13 protein-coding genes are annotated in these 15,550 nt (G+C 64.3%); 8 read left to right on the top strand and 5 right to left on the bottom strand.

The annotated features are described in order from the left end of the window. Positions 1-74: 74 nt before the first annotated feature. The 5 genes from AC0L2M_RS27850 to AC0L2M_RS27830 all read right to left on the bottom strand — a co-directional run bounded on the left by AC0L2M_RS27850 (position 75) and on the right by AC0L2M_RS27830 (position 5,495). The gene (locus tag AC0L2M_RS27850; protein ID WP_473536435.1) at positions 75-1,349 is read right to left on the bottom strand and encodes a glycosyltransferase; all 1,275 of its coding nucleotides are present in this window, start codon (positions 1,347-1,349) and stop codon (positions 75-77) included. A 16-nt stretch (positions 1,350-1,365) separates the two neighbouring features. Further along, positions 1,366-2,439 carry an ABC transporter ATP-binding protein gene (locus AC0L2M_RS27845; protein WP_128173662.1) on the bottom strand — a complete coding sequence of 358 codons (1,074 nt, stop codon included), beginning with the start codon at positions 2,437-2,439 and terminating at the stop codon, positions 1,366-1,368. Next, positions 2,436-3,230 carry an ABC transporter permease gene (locus tag AC0L2M_RS27840; RefSeq protein WP_473536434.1) on the bottom strand — a complete coding sequence of 265 codons (795 nt, stop codon included), beginning with the start codon at positions 3,228-3,230 and terminating at the stop codon, positions 2,436-2,438. Before AC0L2M_RS27840 ends, AC0L2M_RS27845 begins: the two co-directional genes overlap by 4 nt. Further along, positions 3,223-4,065: an ABC transporter permease gene (locus AC0L2M_RS27835; protein WP_036269997.1), complete on the bottom strand. Its 843-nt coding sequence runs from the start codon at positions 4,063-4,065 to the stop codon at positions 3,223-3,225. Before AC0L2M_RS27835 ends, AC0L2M_RS27840 begins: the two co-directional genes overlap by 8 nt. 365 nt (positions 4,066-4,430) lie before the next feature. Continuing rightward, entirely contained in the window at positions 4,431-5,495 is a 1,065-nt protein-coding gene (locus tag AC0L2M_RS27830) for a polyamine ABC transporter substrate-binding protein (RefSeq protein ID WP_473536433.1), read from the bottom strand. Between the two features lie 239 nt (positions 5,496-5,734). Between AC0L2M_RS27830 and AC0L2M_RS27825 the strand changes: the two genes are divergently transcribed. From AC0L2M_RS27825 to AC0L2M_RS27790, 8 genes are all read left to right on the top strand, one after another. Beyond that, a complete protein-coding gene (locus AC0L2M_RS27825; RefSeq protein WP_473536432.1) occupies positions 5,735-6,673 on the top strand; it encodes a GntR family transcriptional regulator in 939 nt (312 codons plus the stop codon). 17 nt (positions 6,674-6,690) lie between these two features. Continuing rightward, positions 6,691-7,974 (top strand): glycosyltransferase, encoded by a 1,284-nt coding sequence (locus AC0L2M_RS27820; protein ID WP_473536431.1) that lies wholly within the window; start codon positions 6,691-6,693, stop codon positions 7,972-7,974. A gap of 37 nt (positions 7,975-8,011) precedes the next feature. Beyond that, on the top strand, positions 8,012-9,364 hold the full coding sequence (locus AC0L2M_RS27815; RefSeq protein WP_128173657.1) for a glutamine synthetase family protein: 1,353 nt from the start codon (positions 8,012-8,014) through the stop codon (positions 9,362-9,364). Next, a complete protein-coding gene (locus AC0L2M_RS27810; RefSeq protein ID WP_128245861.1) occupies positions 9,364-10,653 on the top strand; it encodes an NAD(P)/FAD-dependent oxidoreductase in 1,290 nt (429 codons plus the stop codon). Before AC0L2M_RS27815 ends, AC0L2M_RS27810 begins: the two co-directional genes overlap by 1 nt. 164 nt (positions 10,654-10,817) lie before the next feature. Next, positions 10,818-11,849, top strand: a complete 1,032-nt coding sequence (locus tag AC0L2M_RS27805; protein WP_128168651.1) for a BMP family protein — start codon at positions 10,818-10,820, stop codon at positions 11,847-11,849. Between the two features lie 190 nt (positions 11,850-12,039). Continuing rightward, entirely contained in the window at positions 12,040-13,551 is a 1,512-nt protein-coding gene (locus tag AC0L2M_RS27800; protein ID WP_287343359.1) for an ABC transporter ATP-binding protein, read from the top strand. Continuing rightward, a complete protein-coding gene (locus AC0L2M_RS27795) occupies positions 13,551-14,603 on the top strand; it encodes an ABC transporter permease (RefSeq protein WP_128245863.1) in 1,053 nt (350 codons plus the stop codon). Before AC0L2M_RS27800 ends, AC0L2M_RS27795 begins: the two co-directional genes overlap by 1 nt. Further along, the gene (locus AC0L2M_RS27790) at positions 14,603-15,547 is read left to right on the top strand and encodes an ABC transporter permease (protein WP_128245864.1); all 945 of its coding nucleotides are present in this window, start codon (positions 14,603-14,605) and stop codon (positions 15,545-15,547) included. Before AC0L2M_RS27795 ends, AC0L2M_RS27790 begins: the two co-directional genes overlap by 1 nt. Positions 15,548-15,550 lie beyond the last annotated feature (3 nt).

Genomic DNA, 15,550 nt, shown 5'->3' with positions numbered 1-15,550 from the left:
ATCTCCCCCCAAGTGGGGGAGATGTCCGGTAGGACAGAGGGGGGCGCGAAGGAACGCCATACCCATCCGCCCGGTCACAGCAGCTCCTCCAGCAGCCCGGCCGCCTTCTCCGGGCCGTTCTGCGATTGCATCTGGGCCGACGTCTTCGCCAGCTTGACCTTGATTGCCGGGTCGGTCAGGCAGGTTTCGATCTTGGCGATTAGCTCGGCGTCGCTCCAGTCGTAGCGCGGCATGCCGAAGCCGTGGCCGGTTTCCTCGACCCGCGTCGCGTTGTCGTGGCCATCCCAGACATAGGGCATGATGATCGCCGGCTTGCCGAAGTAGAGACACTCGGTGAACGAGTTGTTGCCGCCATGGTGGATAACCGCGTCGACCTGCGGGATCACCGAGGGCTGCGGAAACCAGCTCTCGACGATGACATTGCCGGGCACTTGCGCGTATTGGTCCTTGTAGCCGCCGAGATTGACCAGCGCCCGGTAGCGAGTCTCGGCCAGCGTCGCGATGATGCGCTTCAAGAGATCGACATCGCCGGCGCCAAGGCTGCCGAACGAGACGTAGAGCAGCGGCCCGTCATTATTCTCAGCAAAGGTCGGCACGGTGTAGGGCTTCTCCTGCCGCACGCAGCCTTCCAGATACTGGAATTTTGCCGGGTCGAGCGGATGGCGGCGCTTGAACTTTGCCGCCTCGGGATAAAGCAGCAGGTTGAGGTAAGGCGAGGCCTCGAAGAATTGGCCGATCGGATACGGCGCTTCGTTGTTGGCTTTCAAAAACGTATTGAAGTCGTCATGGATCGGCTTGATTGCCGCGTTGAAATGGTCGTGGTAGCGCTGATGGCAGGCGTGGTCGTTCTCGCCGCAGCCGGACAGATGCGGAGGGATGTCCTCGTCCTCGATCTCGTTTTCCGAGCAGGAGATGACGCGCACCCATGGCTTGCCATACTGCTTGATCGCCGGGAACAGGATGACGTTGTCTACGCAGATGACGTCGGGCTTGATCGTCGCAAGCACGCCGGGCAGGTCCTTCTCAGCCCATTTGGCGCTGTCGACGATCGCCGTCCAGCAGTCCTTCACGTAATTGTCGACCTGGTCGTAGGGCGATTTGCGGAAATTCGGGATGTGGCCGTTGATGAAGTCTTCCCAGAACTTGGCCATCTGCTCGGGCGGCATCGGCTCGGACAGGTTCACCGGATGCGCCTCGAAGCCGTAGCCCTTGTAGACGTCGACGAAGCCGGGGTCCGACAGGAACACCGCTCTGTGGCCGCGCGCCTCGACCGCCTGGGCGATACCGACGGAGTTGAGCGCCGGGCCGTAGGCCGCTTCCGGAAAAAACGCGATGGTCTTCTGCGCCATGAAAGTTCTCCTTCAATCAATCTGCGAAAATTCTGACGTCGGCGGCATCCCAGCCGAGTTCGACCGCATCGCCCGACGCGACCGGGCGGCGGTCGGCGGCGTCGGCGGTGACGCGCACCAGGAACGGTTTTTGTGACAGAGCGGTGCGGACATGCAGCTGCAGGTCCAGCCCGTGATAGGCGAGCGCCTCGACGATGCCGGCAACACGGTTGGCCGTCTCTGGCGGCGGGAACAGCCGGATGCGCTCGGGCCGCACCGAAGCGACCGCCGCAGCGCCGGGCGAAAGTATTTCGGGAACCATGCCTGATATCCGCGCACCATTGGCTGCCAGCACGCCATCGTTGGCGGCTTTGCCCGGCACGAAATTCATGACGCCAATGAAGTCGGCGACGAAACGGTCGGCCGGATGTTCGTAGACCGCATGCGGCGTGTCGCATTGCAGCAGCTTGCCGTCCCTCAGCACCGCCATGCGGTCGGCCATAACGAGCGATTCCTCCTGGTCATGGGTGACGATGACGAAGGTGATGCCGACTTCGTGCTGCAGCCGCTTCAGCTCCAGTTGCATGGCGCCGCGCAATTTCTTGTCGAGCGCACCGAGCGGCTCGTCGAGCAGCAGCAGCCGCGGCCGCTTGACCAGCGCCCGGGCAAGCGCGACGCGCTGCTTCTGGCCGCCCGACAATTGCTCCGGCTTGCGGTCGGCGAAGGCGACAAGCTCGGTCGTCGCCAGGATGGCGTCGACGCGGGAGCAGATTTCGTTTGCCGGCAAGCGCTCCATTTCAAGGCCGTAGGAAACATTGGCCCGGACGCTCATATGCGGAAACAGCGCGTAGGACTGGAACATCAGGTTGACCGGCCGCCTGTTGGGCGGGGTTTTGGCGATGTCGCGGCCGTCGAGCAGGATGCGCCCCTCATTGGGCGTCTCGAAACCGGCCAGCATGCGCAGCAGCGTGGTCTTGCCGCAGCCGGAAGGTCCGAGCAAGGCGAAGAACTCGTTCTCGCGGATATCGAGCGAGATGCCGTCGACGGCCGTCACCCGGCCGAAGTTCTTCGACACCTTGTCGATCGCCAGCAGCGTGCGGGGCTCGCTCATTGGCCGATGACTCCGCGGTTGAGCCGCTGCGACAGGGTTAGCGCGGTGATTGAGACCGCCATGACGATGGTCGCCAATGCATTGATCTCCGGCGTGATGCCGAAGCGGATCATCGAATAGATCTGCATCGGCAGCGTAGTCGAGGCGCGGCCGGCGCCGGCGGTGAAGAAGGCGATGATGAACTCGTCGACCGAAAGGGTGAAGGCGAGCAGCGCGCCGGCGACGACCGCAGGCAGGATGACCGGCAATGTCACCCGCCTGAAGGTGGTGAGCGCGGAAGCGCCGAGATCGGCGGAGGCCTCGACGATCGACCAGTCGAAGCTTTTTAGCCGCGCGCGCACCACCGAGCAGACGAAGGCGAGGTTGAAGACGACATGGGCGAGGATGATGGTGTGCAGGCCGAGCGTGAAATCGAGCATAGAAAAGAAGCTGAGCAGCGCCACCGCCAGCACGATGTCGGGAATGATCATCGGCGCAAAGATCAGCGCCTCGAGGCCGCTTCCGTACTGCCGGCGCATTTCGACGCCGATGGCCAGCAAGGTGCCGAGCAGCGTGGCGATGGCTGTCGAGACCAGCGCCACGATCAGCGTGTTGAGGGCGGCGGAAAGGATCGCGGCGTTTCCGGCGAGCGAGGCATACCATTTCAGCGAAAAGCCCGACCAGACGGTCGGCAGCCCGCCTTGGTTGAACGACAGCGCCACCAGTACGGCGATCGGAACGTAGAGGAAGGCGAAGACGAGCGTCAGCACGAGCCAGAGCGTACGCCGTGTGGCGGGCGAGCGCTCAGTCATCGGCGCCTCCTTTCGCTTCGGCGATACGGCCCGCGGCGCGATCGGCAGCCAGGGCCTGCGCCGTCAGCACCAAAAGCATGATGGCGATCAGCGCCATCGCCAGCGCTGCGCCGAACGGCCAGTCATTGGCGGTCAGGAACTGGTCGTAGACAAGATTGCCGATCATCTGGAAGCGGCCGCCGCCGAGCAGTGCCGGCGTGACGAAATTGCCGATCGACAGCACGAAGACGAAAACCGCCCCGGCGGCGATGCCCGGCACCGTCAGCGGCAGTATAACCCGGCGAAATGTGGTCATGGCCGAAGCGCCGAGATCGCGCGAGGCCTCGGCCAGCTCCGGATTGAGCCGAGACAGCGGCGCGTAGCAGGCGAGGATGACGAAAGGCAGGTAATTGTAGACCAGACCGGCGATGACGGCGCCTTCGGTATAGAGCATCGACGGCGGCTCGCCGGTATAGCCGAACCAGCGCAAGAGCTGGGTGATCAGGCCTTCGCGGTTGAGCAGCACGATCCATGCATAGGTGCGGATCAGGTAATTGGACCAGAAAGGCAAGACGGCGAAGAACAGGAACACCGGCTGCCACCGGCGCGGTGCTGCCGCGATCGCATAGGCGGCGGCATAGCCGATCACCACCGCGATCAGCGTTGCCGTGCCGGCGATGCGCGCCGAATTGAGGAAGATGCCGGCATAGAGCGGGTCGAGCACCAGCCCGAAATTCTCCAGCGTGAAGCTGTATTCGATGCCGCCATAAATGCCGCGCCGGAAGAAGGCGAGCGCCAGCACCAGCGCGCATGGCACCACCATCAAGGCGGTGAGCCAGGCCAGCGCCGGCGCCATCAGCAAGGAGGAGCGAGAAGGTGTGAACGATCTCATGTCGCACCCTCCTCTGGCCTTGAGGCCATCTCAAAAGCATCGAAATTGTGTTTGGACAAGCGCCCCCTCACCCGGATTGCCAACCGAATTGCGAAGGGCAATTCGGGGCAATCCGACCTCTCTCCGAGGGGAGAGGAGGTCGCCGACCTTGGCGTCAGCCTCTTCTCCCCAGCGGGGAGAAGGTGGCCGCGAAGCGGCCGGATGAGGGGGTGCTGCGCCGGAGATTGGCGAGCGGCTGCAATCCAGCCGATCTCCCCCCTTGAGGGGGAGATGGCCGGCAGGCCAGAGGGGGGCGTGAAGGAACGCAAGCCTGATTCCAGATGCCGAAACTACTGCGCCGCCTTGATCTCGCTGACGATCTTCGAATAGTCGCGCTGGGCGTCGCCGACGTCGCGCAACTGCTCGAACTTGACCAGTTCGGCCACAGGCATGTTCATATTTGGGAATTTGGCGAGGAAATCCGCCGGCAGGCTTTCCATAGCCGGCTTGTTCGGCACCTTGTAATCGATGTTCTGAGCCGCCCAGGCGTGGTTCTTGGCGTCCAGCATGAAGTTGATGAACTGGAAGGCGGCGTCCTTGTTGGCCGATGCCTTCATCACCACCATCGTATCGACCCACAGGTCCGAGCCTTCCTTGGGTATGGTGTATTTAATCTGCGGATTCTCGGCGATGCCATAGTTGCACCAGCCATCCCATGCCTGCACCATCAGCGCCTCGCCCGAAACCAGCTTCGAATAGAAGGTGGTGTCGTCATAGGCGAGCAAGGTCTTCTTGGCCGAGATCAGCAGGTCCTTGACCTCGGCGAGCTTGGCCGGATCGGTTTCGTTGACCGAATAGCCCTTGGCGAGCTGCCCGGCGGCAAGCAGCCAGCGGTCGGTCGCCAGCATCGTGGTCTTGCCCTTGAGCGCCTCGGACGGGGCGAGAAGATCGTTCCAGCTGGCCGGCTCGGTCTTCACCAGATCCGAGCGGTAGCAGAGGCCGGTTGTGCCCCAGGTGTAAGGCACGGAAAAATTGTTGCCGACATCGTGCGGCAGCTTGGCCGCCTCAGGATAGAGATTGGCGAGATTGGGGATCTTGGCGTGGTCGATCGTCTCGATCAGGCCGAGATTGTTCAGCACTTCTGCGAACGGCGAGGAAACGAAGACCACGTCATAGCCCTTGCCGCCCGAAGCAACGAGCTTGCCCATGATCTCCTCATTGGTGGCGTGAACGACGACCTCGCCGGAAACGCCGGTCGCTGCTTTGAAGGCGGCCATGGCGTCCGGCGCCATGTAGCCGTCCCAGTTGGAAATGACGAGATCGGCGGGGGCCGCCGGCGCCGACAGCGCCATAGCGAGGCCAAGCGCGATCGCGGAAGTTTTTAACGAACGGTGCCGCAGGGTGGTGGCGGTCATGACAGACTCCCATTCTGGTTGATCGTCGAATTCAATCAATCGTCGGACCAGCGCTTGCGACCATGCCGCCGCTTCGATCCTGTTCCCCGGTCTTTTTATTGCCGATTGAACCCACAGTACTATTGCAGAAAAAAGTACGTCAATCCATAATTTGGAAAATCGCCGCGAAGTCCAGCCGATCGCGCCCGCAAGGGCAGTTGGTAAAACCGTAGCGGTCGAGCCCGTTCACGAGAAACGCCATGCAAGCCGTTGCCAGACGCCCGCGCACCAATCATCTTGATCTCGCGCAGCGCATTCTCGATGTAGCCCGGCAGCGCGGCTTCGAGGCCGGCGCCCATCTCCCGGAACAGCAGATCGCCTCGCTCTGCAACGTCTCGCGGACCCCGGTGCGGGCCGCGCTGCGCCTGCTCACCGAAAAAGGCGTCGTGCGATGGGAAGCCGAATCCGGCTATCGGCTGGCCGTTGACCTCACCAAGCAGGCGACGCTTGCCACTGACCTGCCAAGCGCCGAGGAGGACGAACTCGCGGAGATGATCCTGCGCGATCGGTCGGCACGTCGGTTGGATCAGACTGTGACCATCGGCGCGTTGATGCGGCGCTACAGTGCCGAACGAAGGACAGTACTAAAAGCGCTAAAGAAACTGACAGACGAAAATCTTCTGGATCGCGCACCGGGACAGTCCTGGCTGTTCAGGCGAGCGCCAGACGATCCGGAGGCACAAGGGGAAAGCTATGAGTTCCGCCTGATGCTGGAACCCGCCGCCATTCTGGCGCCTGGCTTTCGGCTGGACGGGACCCGCGCGGCAGCGTTGCGCCAGGGCATGGAGGCGCTGCTGGCGCTGCCCGACGCCACATTCGATATCAGAGAGTTCCAGCGGCTGGACATCGACTTTCACGGCCTAATCGCCGGCGGCTCCAGCAACCGGTTCGTCGCCGACGCGCTGTCGGACCATCTCAGGCTGCGCCGGCTGCCGGGGACCTATGCCGGCGTCAACGTCTTCCGGCTGAAGCAATCGCTGCGCGAGCACCTGACCATACTCGACCAACTGGAAAGCCGGCAGTATGAGGTTGCAGCCGATCTGCTTCGCGTCCATCTGCGATTGTCCCGCAGCCAGCGACCGCAGGCGGCCAGTCGCGGCGCCCCCGCGTTGTTCGGCATGATCAGCCGGCCGGATTGACGAGGACCACGAGAACAGTGACGCGCAAAACCGGCCCGACTATCGCGTTGTTTCCCGAAGCGAGCTTCGGTGCCGCGCTCAATTGCGTCGGCATCGCGCAGGCCTTGCGCGCAAGGGGTGCGCGGCCGGTGTTTATCTGTCACGCCGGCTTTTCCGGCGTGTTCGCCGACTACGGGTTTCAGGAATACCAGTTGCCGACCGACGATCCGCTGACCGACAGCGAACGCCAGAGCTATTGGCAGGCCTTCGTGCGCCGGCATCTGCCGCATTTCAGGCTGAGCCCGATCGACCAGCTCGAAACCTACGTCGCCCCGACCTGGCAAGCGATCGTCGACACCGCGGTCAATGCCGAGGCGCCGCTGCGCAAATTGCTGACCCGGTTGAAGCCGGACGCCGTGGTGCTCGACAACGTCGTCATGTTTCCAGCACTTGCTGCCGCCGGTTGCCCATGGGTGCGCGTCGTCTCCTGCGCCGAGACCGAGCTGCCCGACGCCGATGTACCGCCCTATCTGTCCGGTCTCGCCGCCGACGACCCCGGTCGCGCGGCCTTCGAGGCGCGCTACCTGGCAGCCGTCGCTCCGGCACATGACCGGTTCAACCGGCTTCGGACCGACGCCGGCCTTGCGCCCTTGCCGGAGGGGCTTTTTCTCGAAGCTTCGCCCGATCTCAATCTGCTGCTGACCCCAACCATCGTGCGCAGGCAGCGCGCCGAGCCGCTCGACCCGGCCCGCTTCGTCTATCTCGAAGGCTGCGTCCGTTCGGAAGGGCCGTTCGACGTGCCGGTCTTTCCACGCAATGACGGGCCGCTGGTCTATCTCAGCTTCGGCAGCCTGGGCGCGATGGATGTCGGGCTGATCGAGCGCATGCTCGCCGTGTTCGACCGGCTTCCGGCCCGCTTCATCGTCAATGTCGGCGGTCTGCGCGACAGCTATCGCGCGGTTCCGGACAATGTCTATCTCGACGCCTGGTTTCCGCAACCGTCGGTTGTCGCCAAGTCCGATCTCTTCATCCATCACGGCGGCAACAACAGCTTTTGCGAAGCGCTGCGTTTCGGCGTGCCGTCGCTGATCATGCCCTATTGCTGGGACGGGCACGACAATGCGCAACGCGCCGAGGAAACCGGCGTCGGCCGCTACCTCAGCCGCGATGGCTGGAGCGACGACGAACTGGAACAGGCTATCCTTGGCCTAATGGCCGACGGCGAGATGCGCTTTCGCCTCAAGGAGAATGCGGCCACCATGGCGCGGGCGCCGGGAACTGACGCCGCCGCCGAAGCCATTCTCGCCCTCGCAAGGACGTGACCTGATGCTCAACACCACGACAACGGATGCACCGCAAATGACCCCGACGGACGATCCGAAGCGATGGCTGGAGCAGCAGGGGATCAGGGAAGTCGAGTGCCTGGTGCCGGACGTGAACGGCGTGTTGCGCGGCAAGGCGTTGCCAACGGCCAAGTTCCTGAAGTCGCTCGAAGACCGCGCGCTCTACCTGCCGAGCAGCGCCTTCCTGGTCTGCATAGACGGCCGCTATTCCGGTTCCAACGACGAGGGCTTCGCCTATCAGGATCCCGACATGCGGATGGTGCCGGATGTCGCGACGCTCTGCCTTGCGCCCGGCGCTGGAGCTGAAAAGGCCTATGTCTTCACCGATGCGTTTCACATGGACGACCGGCCGTGGATGGCCTCGCCACGTCATGTGTTGAGGGCCGTGCTCGATCTCTATCACCAGCGCGGCTGGCGGGCAGTGGTGGCGCCGGAGCTCGAATTCTACCTGACCGCGCCCAATCCCGATCCCGATCGGCCGTTGATCGCGCCGGTCGGGCGCAATGGCCGCTCCGAAACCGTGCAGCACCCCTATGACATGGCGGCGCTGGAGGAATTCGAGCCGGTGATCCAGCGGCTCTACGACTATGCCGCAAAGGCCGGGCTGCCGCTCGATACGCTGATCCACGAGTCAGGCACGGCGCAGCTGGAGATCAATTTCCTGCATGGCGACGCGCTGCCGCTGGCCGACAAGGTGCTGCTGTTCAAGCGGATGACGCGCCGGGCCGCGCAGGATAATGGCATGCATGCGACCTTCATGGCCAAGCCGATCGCCGCACAAGCCGGCAGCTCCATGCATCTCCACATGTCGGTCATCGACGAGGCCGGGAATACGCTGTTCGCCGGGCGTGACGATGCCGACACCGAGATGTTCGGGCATTTCATCGGCGGCCTGCAGAAATACATTCCGGAGGTGATGCCGCTGTTTGCGCCGAACGTGAATTCGTTCCGCCGCATCCGGCCGAACCACAGCGCCCCCGCCAACATCGAGTGGTCGCATGACAATCGCTCCTGCGGCCTGCGCGTGCCGGCCGGTGGGCGGGCCGCGCGGCGGGTGGAAAACCGGCTGCCCGGCGCCGATGCCAACCCCTATCTGGCGATGGCCGGCTCGCTGCTCTGCGGCTATCTCGGCGTCGAGGAAAAGCTCTCGCGTTCGCCCGAGGCATCGGGCAACGCCTATCGCAGCAAGAGCACGCTGCCGAAAACCATGGAGGAGGCGCTCGACCGTTTCGCCGCCTGCAGTCCGGTTCGGGACCTGCTCGGCGAGGATTTCGTCCAGACCTATTTGCGCGTCAAAAGCGTCGAGCTCGACCTGTTCCAGAGCGTCGTCACCAGTTGGGAACGCGACCACCTGCTGCTCAAGGTCTGATGATGGGCTTCAATTCCGGACTGGACATCGGCAAATCCTACTATGTCGCGACCGCCAATCCGGCGCATGATCATCCGGCGCTGCAGGGCGACGTCGACGTCGATCTGGTGGTGGTCGGCGGCGGCTGCACCGGACTGTCCGCAGCCCTTCATGCGGCCGAGCGCGGGCTGAAGGTGGTTCTCCTCGAAGGCGGCAAGATCGGCTGGGGGGCGTCGGGGCGCAATGGCGGCCAGATCATCCCCGGCCTGCGCAAGGGCGCCAAGGGCCTGGTTAAATTTTATGGGCCCGAACGGGCGCGGGCGCTTTTCGCTCTCGCCCTCGAGGCGCGCGGGCTGGTGCTCGACCTGATCGAGCGCCATGCCATCGATTGCGACCTCCGGCTCACCGGCCATCTGGCCGGTGCGGTCAACGGCTCCGACCTGCGCGACCTCGAGGAAGAGGCCGAGTGCCTTGCCAGCGTGATGAACTTTCATGACGTCGAGATGCTGTCGGCGGCGCAGGCGCGTGAAATGGTGAACACACCCTATCACGGCGCCATGTACGAGAAGCTCGGCGGCCATATGCATCCGCTGAACTACACGCTGGGTCTTGCCCGCGCCACGGCAGCGGCAGGCGTCACCATCCACGAGAATTCGGTAGCGCTGCGGCTGGAGCGGAAACCTTCCATCCGGGTTTCCACGGCCAAGGGCTCGGTCCGGGCCAGACATGTTGTGTTGGCCGGCGACGCCCTGCTTCAGGGGCTCGAACCGCGCGTCAACAGCCGCATCATGCCGGTCGGCAATTACATCATCGCCACCGAGCCGCTGGACGACACCAGCGACGTCATCCCAAGCAACGCCGCCGTTTCCGACACACGCTTCGTCGTCAACTACTACCGGCTGTCGGCGGACGGCCGCCTGCTGTTCGGCGGTGGCGAGCGCTACACGCCGTCGCCGCCCGCCGACATTGCCGGCTTCGTGCGGCCGCATATGGAAAAGACCTTTCCGCAATTGCGCGGCCGCCGCATCGATCATGCCTGGGGCGGGCTGGTCTCGGTGACGACGTCGCGCCTGCCGGATGTCGGCCACTATGGCGAAGTCTATTTTGCGCATGGCTATTCCGGCAAGGGCGTGATCCTGTCGACGCTGTCGGGAAAGCTGCTTGCCGAGGCGATCACCGGCGATGCGTCGCGGCTCGATCTGTTCTCGACGCTGAAGCCAATGCCGTTTCCCGGCGGTACCGCCCTGCGCGGCCCGCTCTATGTGCTCGGCATGCTCTGGTACGCCATGCGCGATCGCATCAAGCATTGAGCAAGCAATCCACTGCCGCCGTGGTCTTGCGAGGAGGGCAGCCGGCTGCAGCTTCCCGACAAATTTGACCATGTGGACAAAGGTCGGATGCCGTTCCATAGTTCCCTCGCCTGATATCCAAAGAAACAGCCGGCTCGACACGGCGCCAATCAGAGGGGCATGCAATGGAAAACGGGAAGAGCAAAATCCAATCGAAACGCGGAGGGCTTTCGCGACGCGATTTGCTGGAACTCGGCGCGCTCGGCCTGGCGGCAACCATGCTGCCGGGCCAGGTCTTGGCGCAGGACAAGAAGCTGAAGGTGGCGGCGATCTTCGCCACGCCGACCGAGGAGCCATGGGTCCACCAGATCCATGTCGCCCTGCAGAGGGCCGAGAAGGAACTCGGCATCGAATACAAATGGTCGGAGAAGGTGCAGACGGCCGATTTCAGCCGTGTGATGCGCGAATATGCGCAAGGCGGCTATGAGCTAGTGCTGGGCGATGCGTTCGCTGCCGAACGCGAATCCCGCCGCACCGCCAAGCAGTTTCCGAAGGTCGCCTTCCTGTTCGGCTCCGGCGCCGGGCCGGCCGAGCCGAATTTCGCTGTCTTCGACAATTGGATCCACGAGCCCGCCTATCTCTCCGGCCTGATCGCCGGAAAGATGTCGAAATCAGGCACGATCGGCGCCGTTGCGGCGATGGGCATTCCGGAAGTGAACCGGCTGGTCAATGCCTTCTTTGCCGGCGCCCGCGAGGTCAATCCTGACATCAAGAGGAAGGTCGCATTCATCGGCTCTTTCTTCGACCCGCCAAAGGCCAAGGAAGCGGCTATCGCCCAGATCGACGCCGGCGTCGACGTGATCTATGCCGAACGTTTCGGCGTCATCGAAGCGGCAGTCGAGAGGAAGATCCTCGCCATCTCCAACATGTCCGACCAGTCCAACCTCGGCCCGGACACGGTGATCACCGGCCCGGTCTGGGACATGTATCCGACGGTCGAGCATGCGATCAAACTGGTCAAGGCCGGCGTCTTCACCGCGCAGGACTATGGCGATTTCTCGCGCATGGCCAAGGGCGGCTCCTTTCTGGCGCCCTACCACAAATTCGACAAGACGCTGCCCGCCGACGTCAAGGAGCTGGTCGAGAAGAAGAAGGCCGAAATCCTCGACGGCAATTTCCGTGTCGTCGTCGACGAGAACACGCCGGTTTCGGATTGAGCGGCGCAGCCCTCCCCTTGAGGGGAGGGTGCCGAGCGAAGCGAGGCGGGTGGGGTCACCTCAGCTGCCTCGAGCTTTAGACCGATAAGGATGGAGCGCGTCACAGCGGACCCCACCCGGCCCTTCGGGCCACCCTCCCCTCGAGGGGGAGGGATATCAGCGCCATCTCCCACCAGGAGCACCCTCGCCTTTGCCCGCCCCTCTCATCGAAATGCGCGGCATCTCCAAGAGCTTCGGCGCCGTCATGGCGAACGAGGCCGTCGATCTTAGCGTCGCACCCGGCGAAATTCTCGGGCTGCTGGGTGAAAACGGCGCCGGCAAGACGACGCTGATGAACGTGCTGTTCGGCGCCTATGCCCCCGACGCCGGCGAGATCCTGGTTCAGGGCCGGCCGGTGACGATCAACAACTCGGCCGATGCGCTCGCCGCCGGCATCGGCATGGTGCACCAGCATTTTCATCTGGCGCCGCGGCTTTCGGTGCTGGAAAACCTGCTGATAGGCATTCCCGGCAAATCGGGCCGGATCGACCGCGCCGGCGGGCTGGCGCGACTGGCGGAGATCGGCCGCCAGCATGGCCTCACGCTCGATCCGGACCTTCCCGTCTCGGCGCTGTCGATCGGCGAGCAGCAGCGGCTCGAAATCGTCAAGGCGCTGTTTCGCGGCGCAAGGCTGCTGATCCTCGACGAGCCGACGGCGGTGCTGGCGCCAACCGAGATCGATGGACTGTTTTCGGCGCTGCGATCGATGGTGGCCCAGGGCCTCGGCATCATCTTCATCTCGCACAAGCTCAACGAGGTCAGGGCGCTGACCCATCGCTGCGTGGTGCTGCGGCATGGCCGCGTGACCGGGCGCGTCGACGCACCTGCCAGCACGACATCCCAGGACATGGCGCGGCTGATGTGCGGCCACGAGATCGTACCGCCGGCCAGGGGACCGTCGACGCCGGGTGCTGCGGTGCTGACCCTGGATGGCATCTCGACATCGCGTCGTTCAGGCATGGCGCTCGCCGATGTCTCGCTCTTTGTCCGCGCCGGCGAGATCCTCGGCATTGCCGGTGTCTCGGGCAACGGCCAGCGGGCGCTTGCCGAGGTGATCTCCGGCGTTCGCGCGCCCGATGCCGGCCGGATGACGATAGCCGGCAAAGCTGTCTCGCGGTTCTCGCCGCGCGAGGTGCAGGCGCTCGGTCTCGGGCGCATCCCGGAAGACCGGATGACGACAGGACTGGTCACCAACCTGCCGCTTGCCGATTCGATGGTGCTGCCGCGCATCGGCACCGGGGCGTTCAGCCGCAACGGTCTCCTCAGGCCCGATGCGATCCGCGCCTTCGCCGAAGAACAGATCAAGGCCTATGACATACGCTGCCCCGGGCCGATGACGCGGGCCGGAGCGCTGTCCGGCGGCAATCTGCAAAAGGCGCTGCTGGCGCGTGAGCTCGCCTTCGACCCCAAGGTGCTGATCGTGTCGCAGCCGACGCGCGGCCTCGACATTGGTGCGGCGCGCTTCATCCACGAAAAGTTCCTCGACATGCGTGCCAGGGGCTGCGGCATCGTCGTCATCGGCGAAGACCTCGAAGAGCTGCTGATGCTCTGCGACCGCATCGCGGTGATGTATGAGGGGCGCATTGCCGGCACGTTGGACAGCGCCGACGCCACGATCGCGCGGCTCGGACTGATGATGACCGGAGCGGAGGGCCATAGTTGATGTTCCGCCTCGAAGCCCGCACCTCAACGCCCGCCTGGTTCAACCTGGCTCTGCCGTTGCTGGCCATCGGCGCGACATTGGTGCTGTGCAGCGGCCTCATTGCGCTGGCCGGTGCCGGGGTGATCGAGGCCTATGGCGTGATGTTCTCGGCGTCGCTGGGCGACAGCTACGCGATCACCGAAACGCTCGTGCGTGCAACACCGATGATCTTCACCGGGCTTGCCGTGGCGGTCGCCTTCCGCGCCAAATTCTGGAATATCGGCGCCGAGGGGCAGTTGCTTGCCGGTGCGGTGGCGAGCTGTGCGGTCGGCGCCATTCCGATGCCGGGGCCGCTTGCCATGCTGCTGATGGCGCTCGCCGGCGCCGCCGCCGGTGCTGCGGTCGCCCTGATCCCGGCAACGCTGCGGGTGAAATTCAAAGTCGATGATGTCGTTAGTTCACTGCTGCTCAACTCGGTCATCTTCTACGCGTTGATGGCGCTGATCGAAGGCCCTTGGAAAGACAGTTTCAGCGGGTACCCGATCTCGCCGCCGATCGAGGATTCAGCGAATTTCCCGGTGCTGCTCGAAGGCACGCGGCTGCATCTCGGCGTCGTGGCGGCTTTCGTGGCCGCACCGGTCATCTGGTTCCTGATTGCGCGCACGACGCTCGGCTTCAGGATCAGGGTGATCGGCGAAAATCCCGAGGCCGCGCGCTATGGCGGCATCCATGTCGAGCGGGTGCTGATCTCGACGGCGCTGCTGTCCGGGGCGCTCGCCGGCCTTGCCGGCGTCAGCGAAGTCGGCGGCGTGCATTTCCAGGTGATGAGCGACATCTCGCCGGGCTATGGCTATTCCGGCATCGTCGTCGCCATGCTGGCGAGGCTCAACCCGCTTGGCGTGATGCCGGCGGCGCTGTTCCTCGCCGCCGTCATGACCGGCGCCGAGGCGATGTCGCGGGCCACCGGCGTTCCGGCCTTCCTCAGCGACGTCATCCAGGGCACCGCGCTGCTCGCCATGCTGGTGGCGCTGCTGTTCACGGCCTATCGCATCCGCCGCGTCGGAGCCGCATGATGAGCGTCGTGCTCGAACAGATTTTTCAGGTCGGCTTCCTCGCCGCGATCATCCGCATCGCCACGCCTTTGGCTTTCGCGACGCTGGGCGAGATGTTTTCGGAGCGGGCCGGCGTGCTCAATCTCGGCATCGAAGGCATCATGCTGTTGTCGGCGATGACCGGCTTCACCGCGACCAGCCTCAGCGGCAGCCTGTGGCTCGGCGTGCTTGCGGCGGTGCTGACCGGTGCGCTGATGGGTGCCGTGCATGCGCTGTTCACGGTGGCTCTCGGCCTCAGCCAGCATGTCTGCGGCATCGGCGTGACGCTGTTCTCGTCGGGCCTCGCCTATTTCCTTTACCGGCTGATCTTCGGCCAGCAATCGGTGCCGCCCAGCATCAAGAGTTTCGAAACGCTGCCGATCCCTGTTCTCTCCGACATCCCGGTGCTCGGACCAGCCGTGTTCAACCAGTTTTCGCTGGTCTACATGGCGATGGCAGCCGTTCCCCTTGCCGCTTTCGTGCTCTATCGGACTCCGTGGGGCCTGTCGGTGCGCATGGTCGGCGAAAATCCGCGCGCCGCCGATTCGGCCGGCGTCGGCGTCATCGCCGCTCGCTTCCAGGCGGTGATCCTTGGCGGTGCCCTGATGGGGCTGGCCGGGGCTTTCCTGTCGATGGTGCAGTTCAACGCCTTCACCTTCGGCCTCGTCTCCGGGCGTGGCTGGGTGGCGATCGCGCTCGTCGTCTTCGGCCGCTGGGATCCCTGGCGTTCGGCGGGGGCGGCACTGCTGTTCGCCTTCGTCGATGCCCTGCAACTGCGCATGCAGGCGAGCGGGCTCGGCCATATCCCCTATGAGGCGTTCCTGATGCTGCCCTTCATCTTCACCATCGTCGCCATGGCGGTGATGTCACGCAACGCCGTCGCGCCTTCGGCGCTCCTCAAGCCGTTCCGCCGCGAAGAACGCTGACAG

It is taken from the genome of Mesorhizobium sp. WSM4806, from assembly GCF_055811635.1.
This window is presented reverse-complemented; position numbering and strand designations above follow the sequence as displayed.

Excerpts from the sequence above, each read along its gene's own strand:
- AC0L2M_RS27850 (WP_473536435.1), bottom strand. The coding sequence starts at position 1,349 with ATGGCGCAGAAGACCATCGCGTTTTTTCCGGAAGCGGCCTACGGCCCG.
- AC0L2M_RS27845 (WP_128173662.1), bottom strand. The coding sequence starts at position 2,439 with ATGAGCGAGCCCCGCACGCTGCTGGCGATCGACAAGGTGTCGAAGAAC.
- AC0L2M_RS27840 (WP_473536434.1), bottom strand. The coding sequence starts at position 3,230 with ATGACTGAGCGCTCGCCCGCCACACGGCGTACGCTCTGGCTCGTGCTG.
- AC0L2M_RS27835 (WP_036269997.1), bottom strand. The coding sequence starts at position 4,065 with ATGGCGCCGGCGCTGGCCTGGCTCACCGCCTTGATGGTGGTGCCATGC.
- AC0L2M_RS27830 (WP_473536433.1), bottom strand. The coding sequence starts at position 5,495 with ATGACCGCCACCACCCTGCGGCACCGTTCGTTAAAAACTTCCGCGATC.
- AC0L2M_RS27825 (WP_473536432.1), top strand. The coding sequence starts at position 5,735 with ATGCAAGCCGTTGCCAGACGCCCGCGCACCAATCATCTTGATCTCGCG.
- AC0L2M_RS27815 (WP_128173657.1), top strand. The coding sequence starts at position 8,012 with ATGACCCCGACGGACGATCCGAAGCGATGGCTGGAGCAGCAGGGGATC.
- AC0L2M_RS27810 (WP_128245861.1), top strand. The coding sequence starts at position 9,364 with ATGATGGGCTTCAATTCCGGACTGGACATCGGCAAATCCTACTATGTC.
- AC0L2M_RS27805 (WP_128168651.1), top strand. The coding sequence starts at position 10,818 with ATGGAAAACGGGAAGAGCAAAATCCAATCGAAACGCGGAGGGCTTTCG.
- AC0L2M_RS27795 (WP_128245863.1), top strand. The coding sequence starts at position 13,551 with ATGTTCCGCCTCGAAGCCCGCACCTCAACGCCCGCCTGGTTCAACCTG.
- AC0L2M_RS27790 (WP_128245864.1), top strand. The coding sequence starts at position 14,603 with ATGAGCGTCGTGCTCGAACAGATTTTTCAGGTCGGCTTCCTCGCCGCG.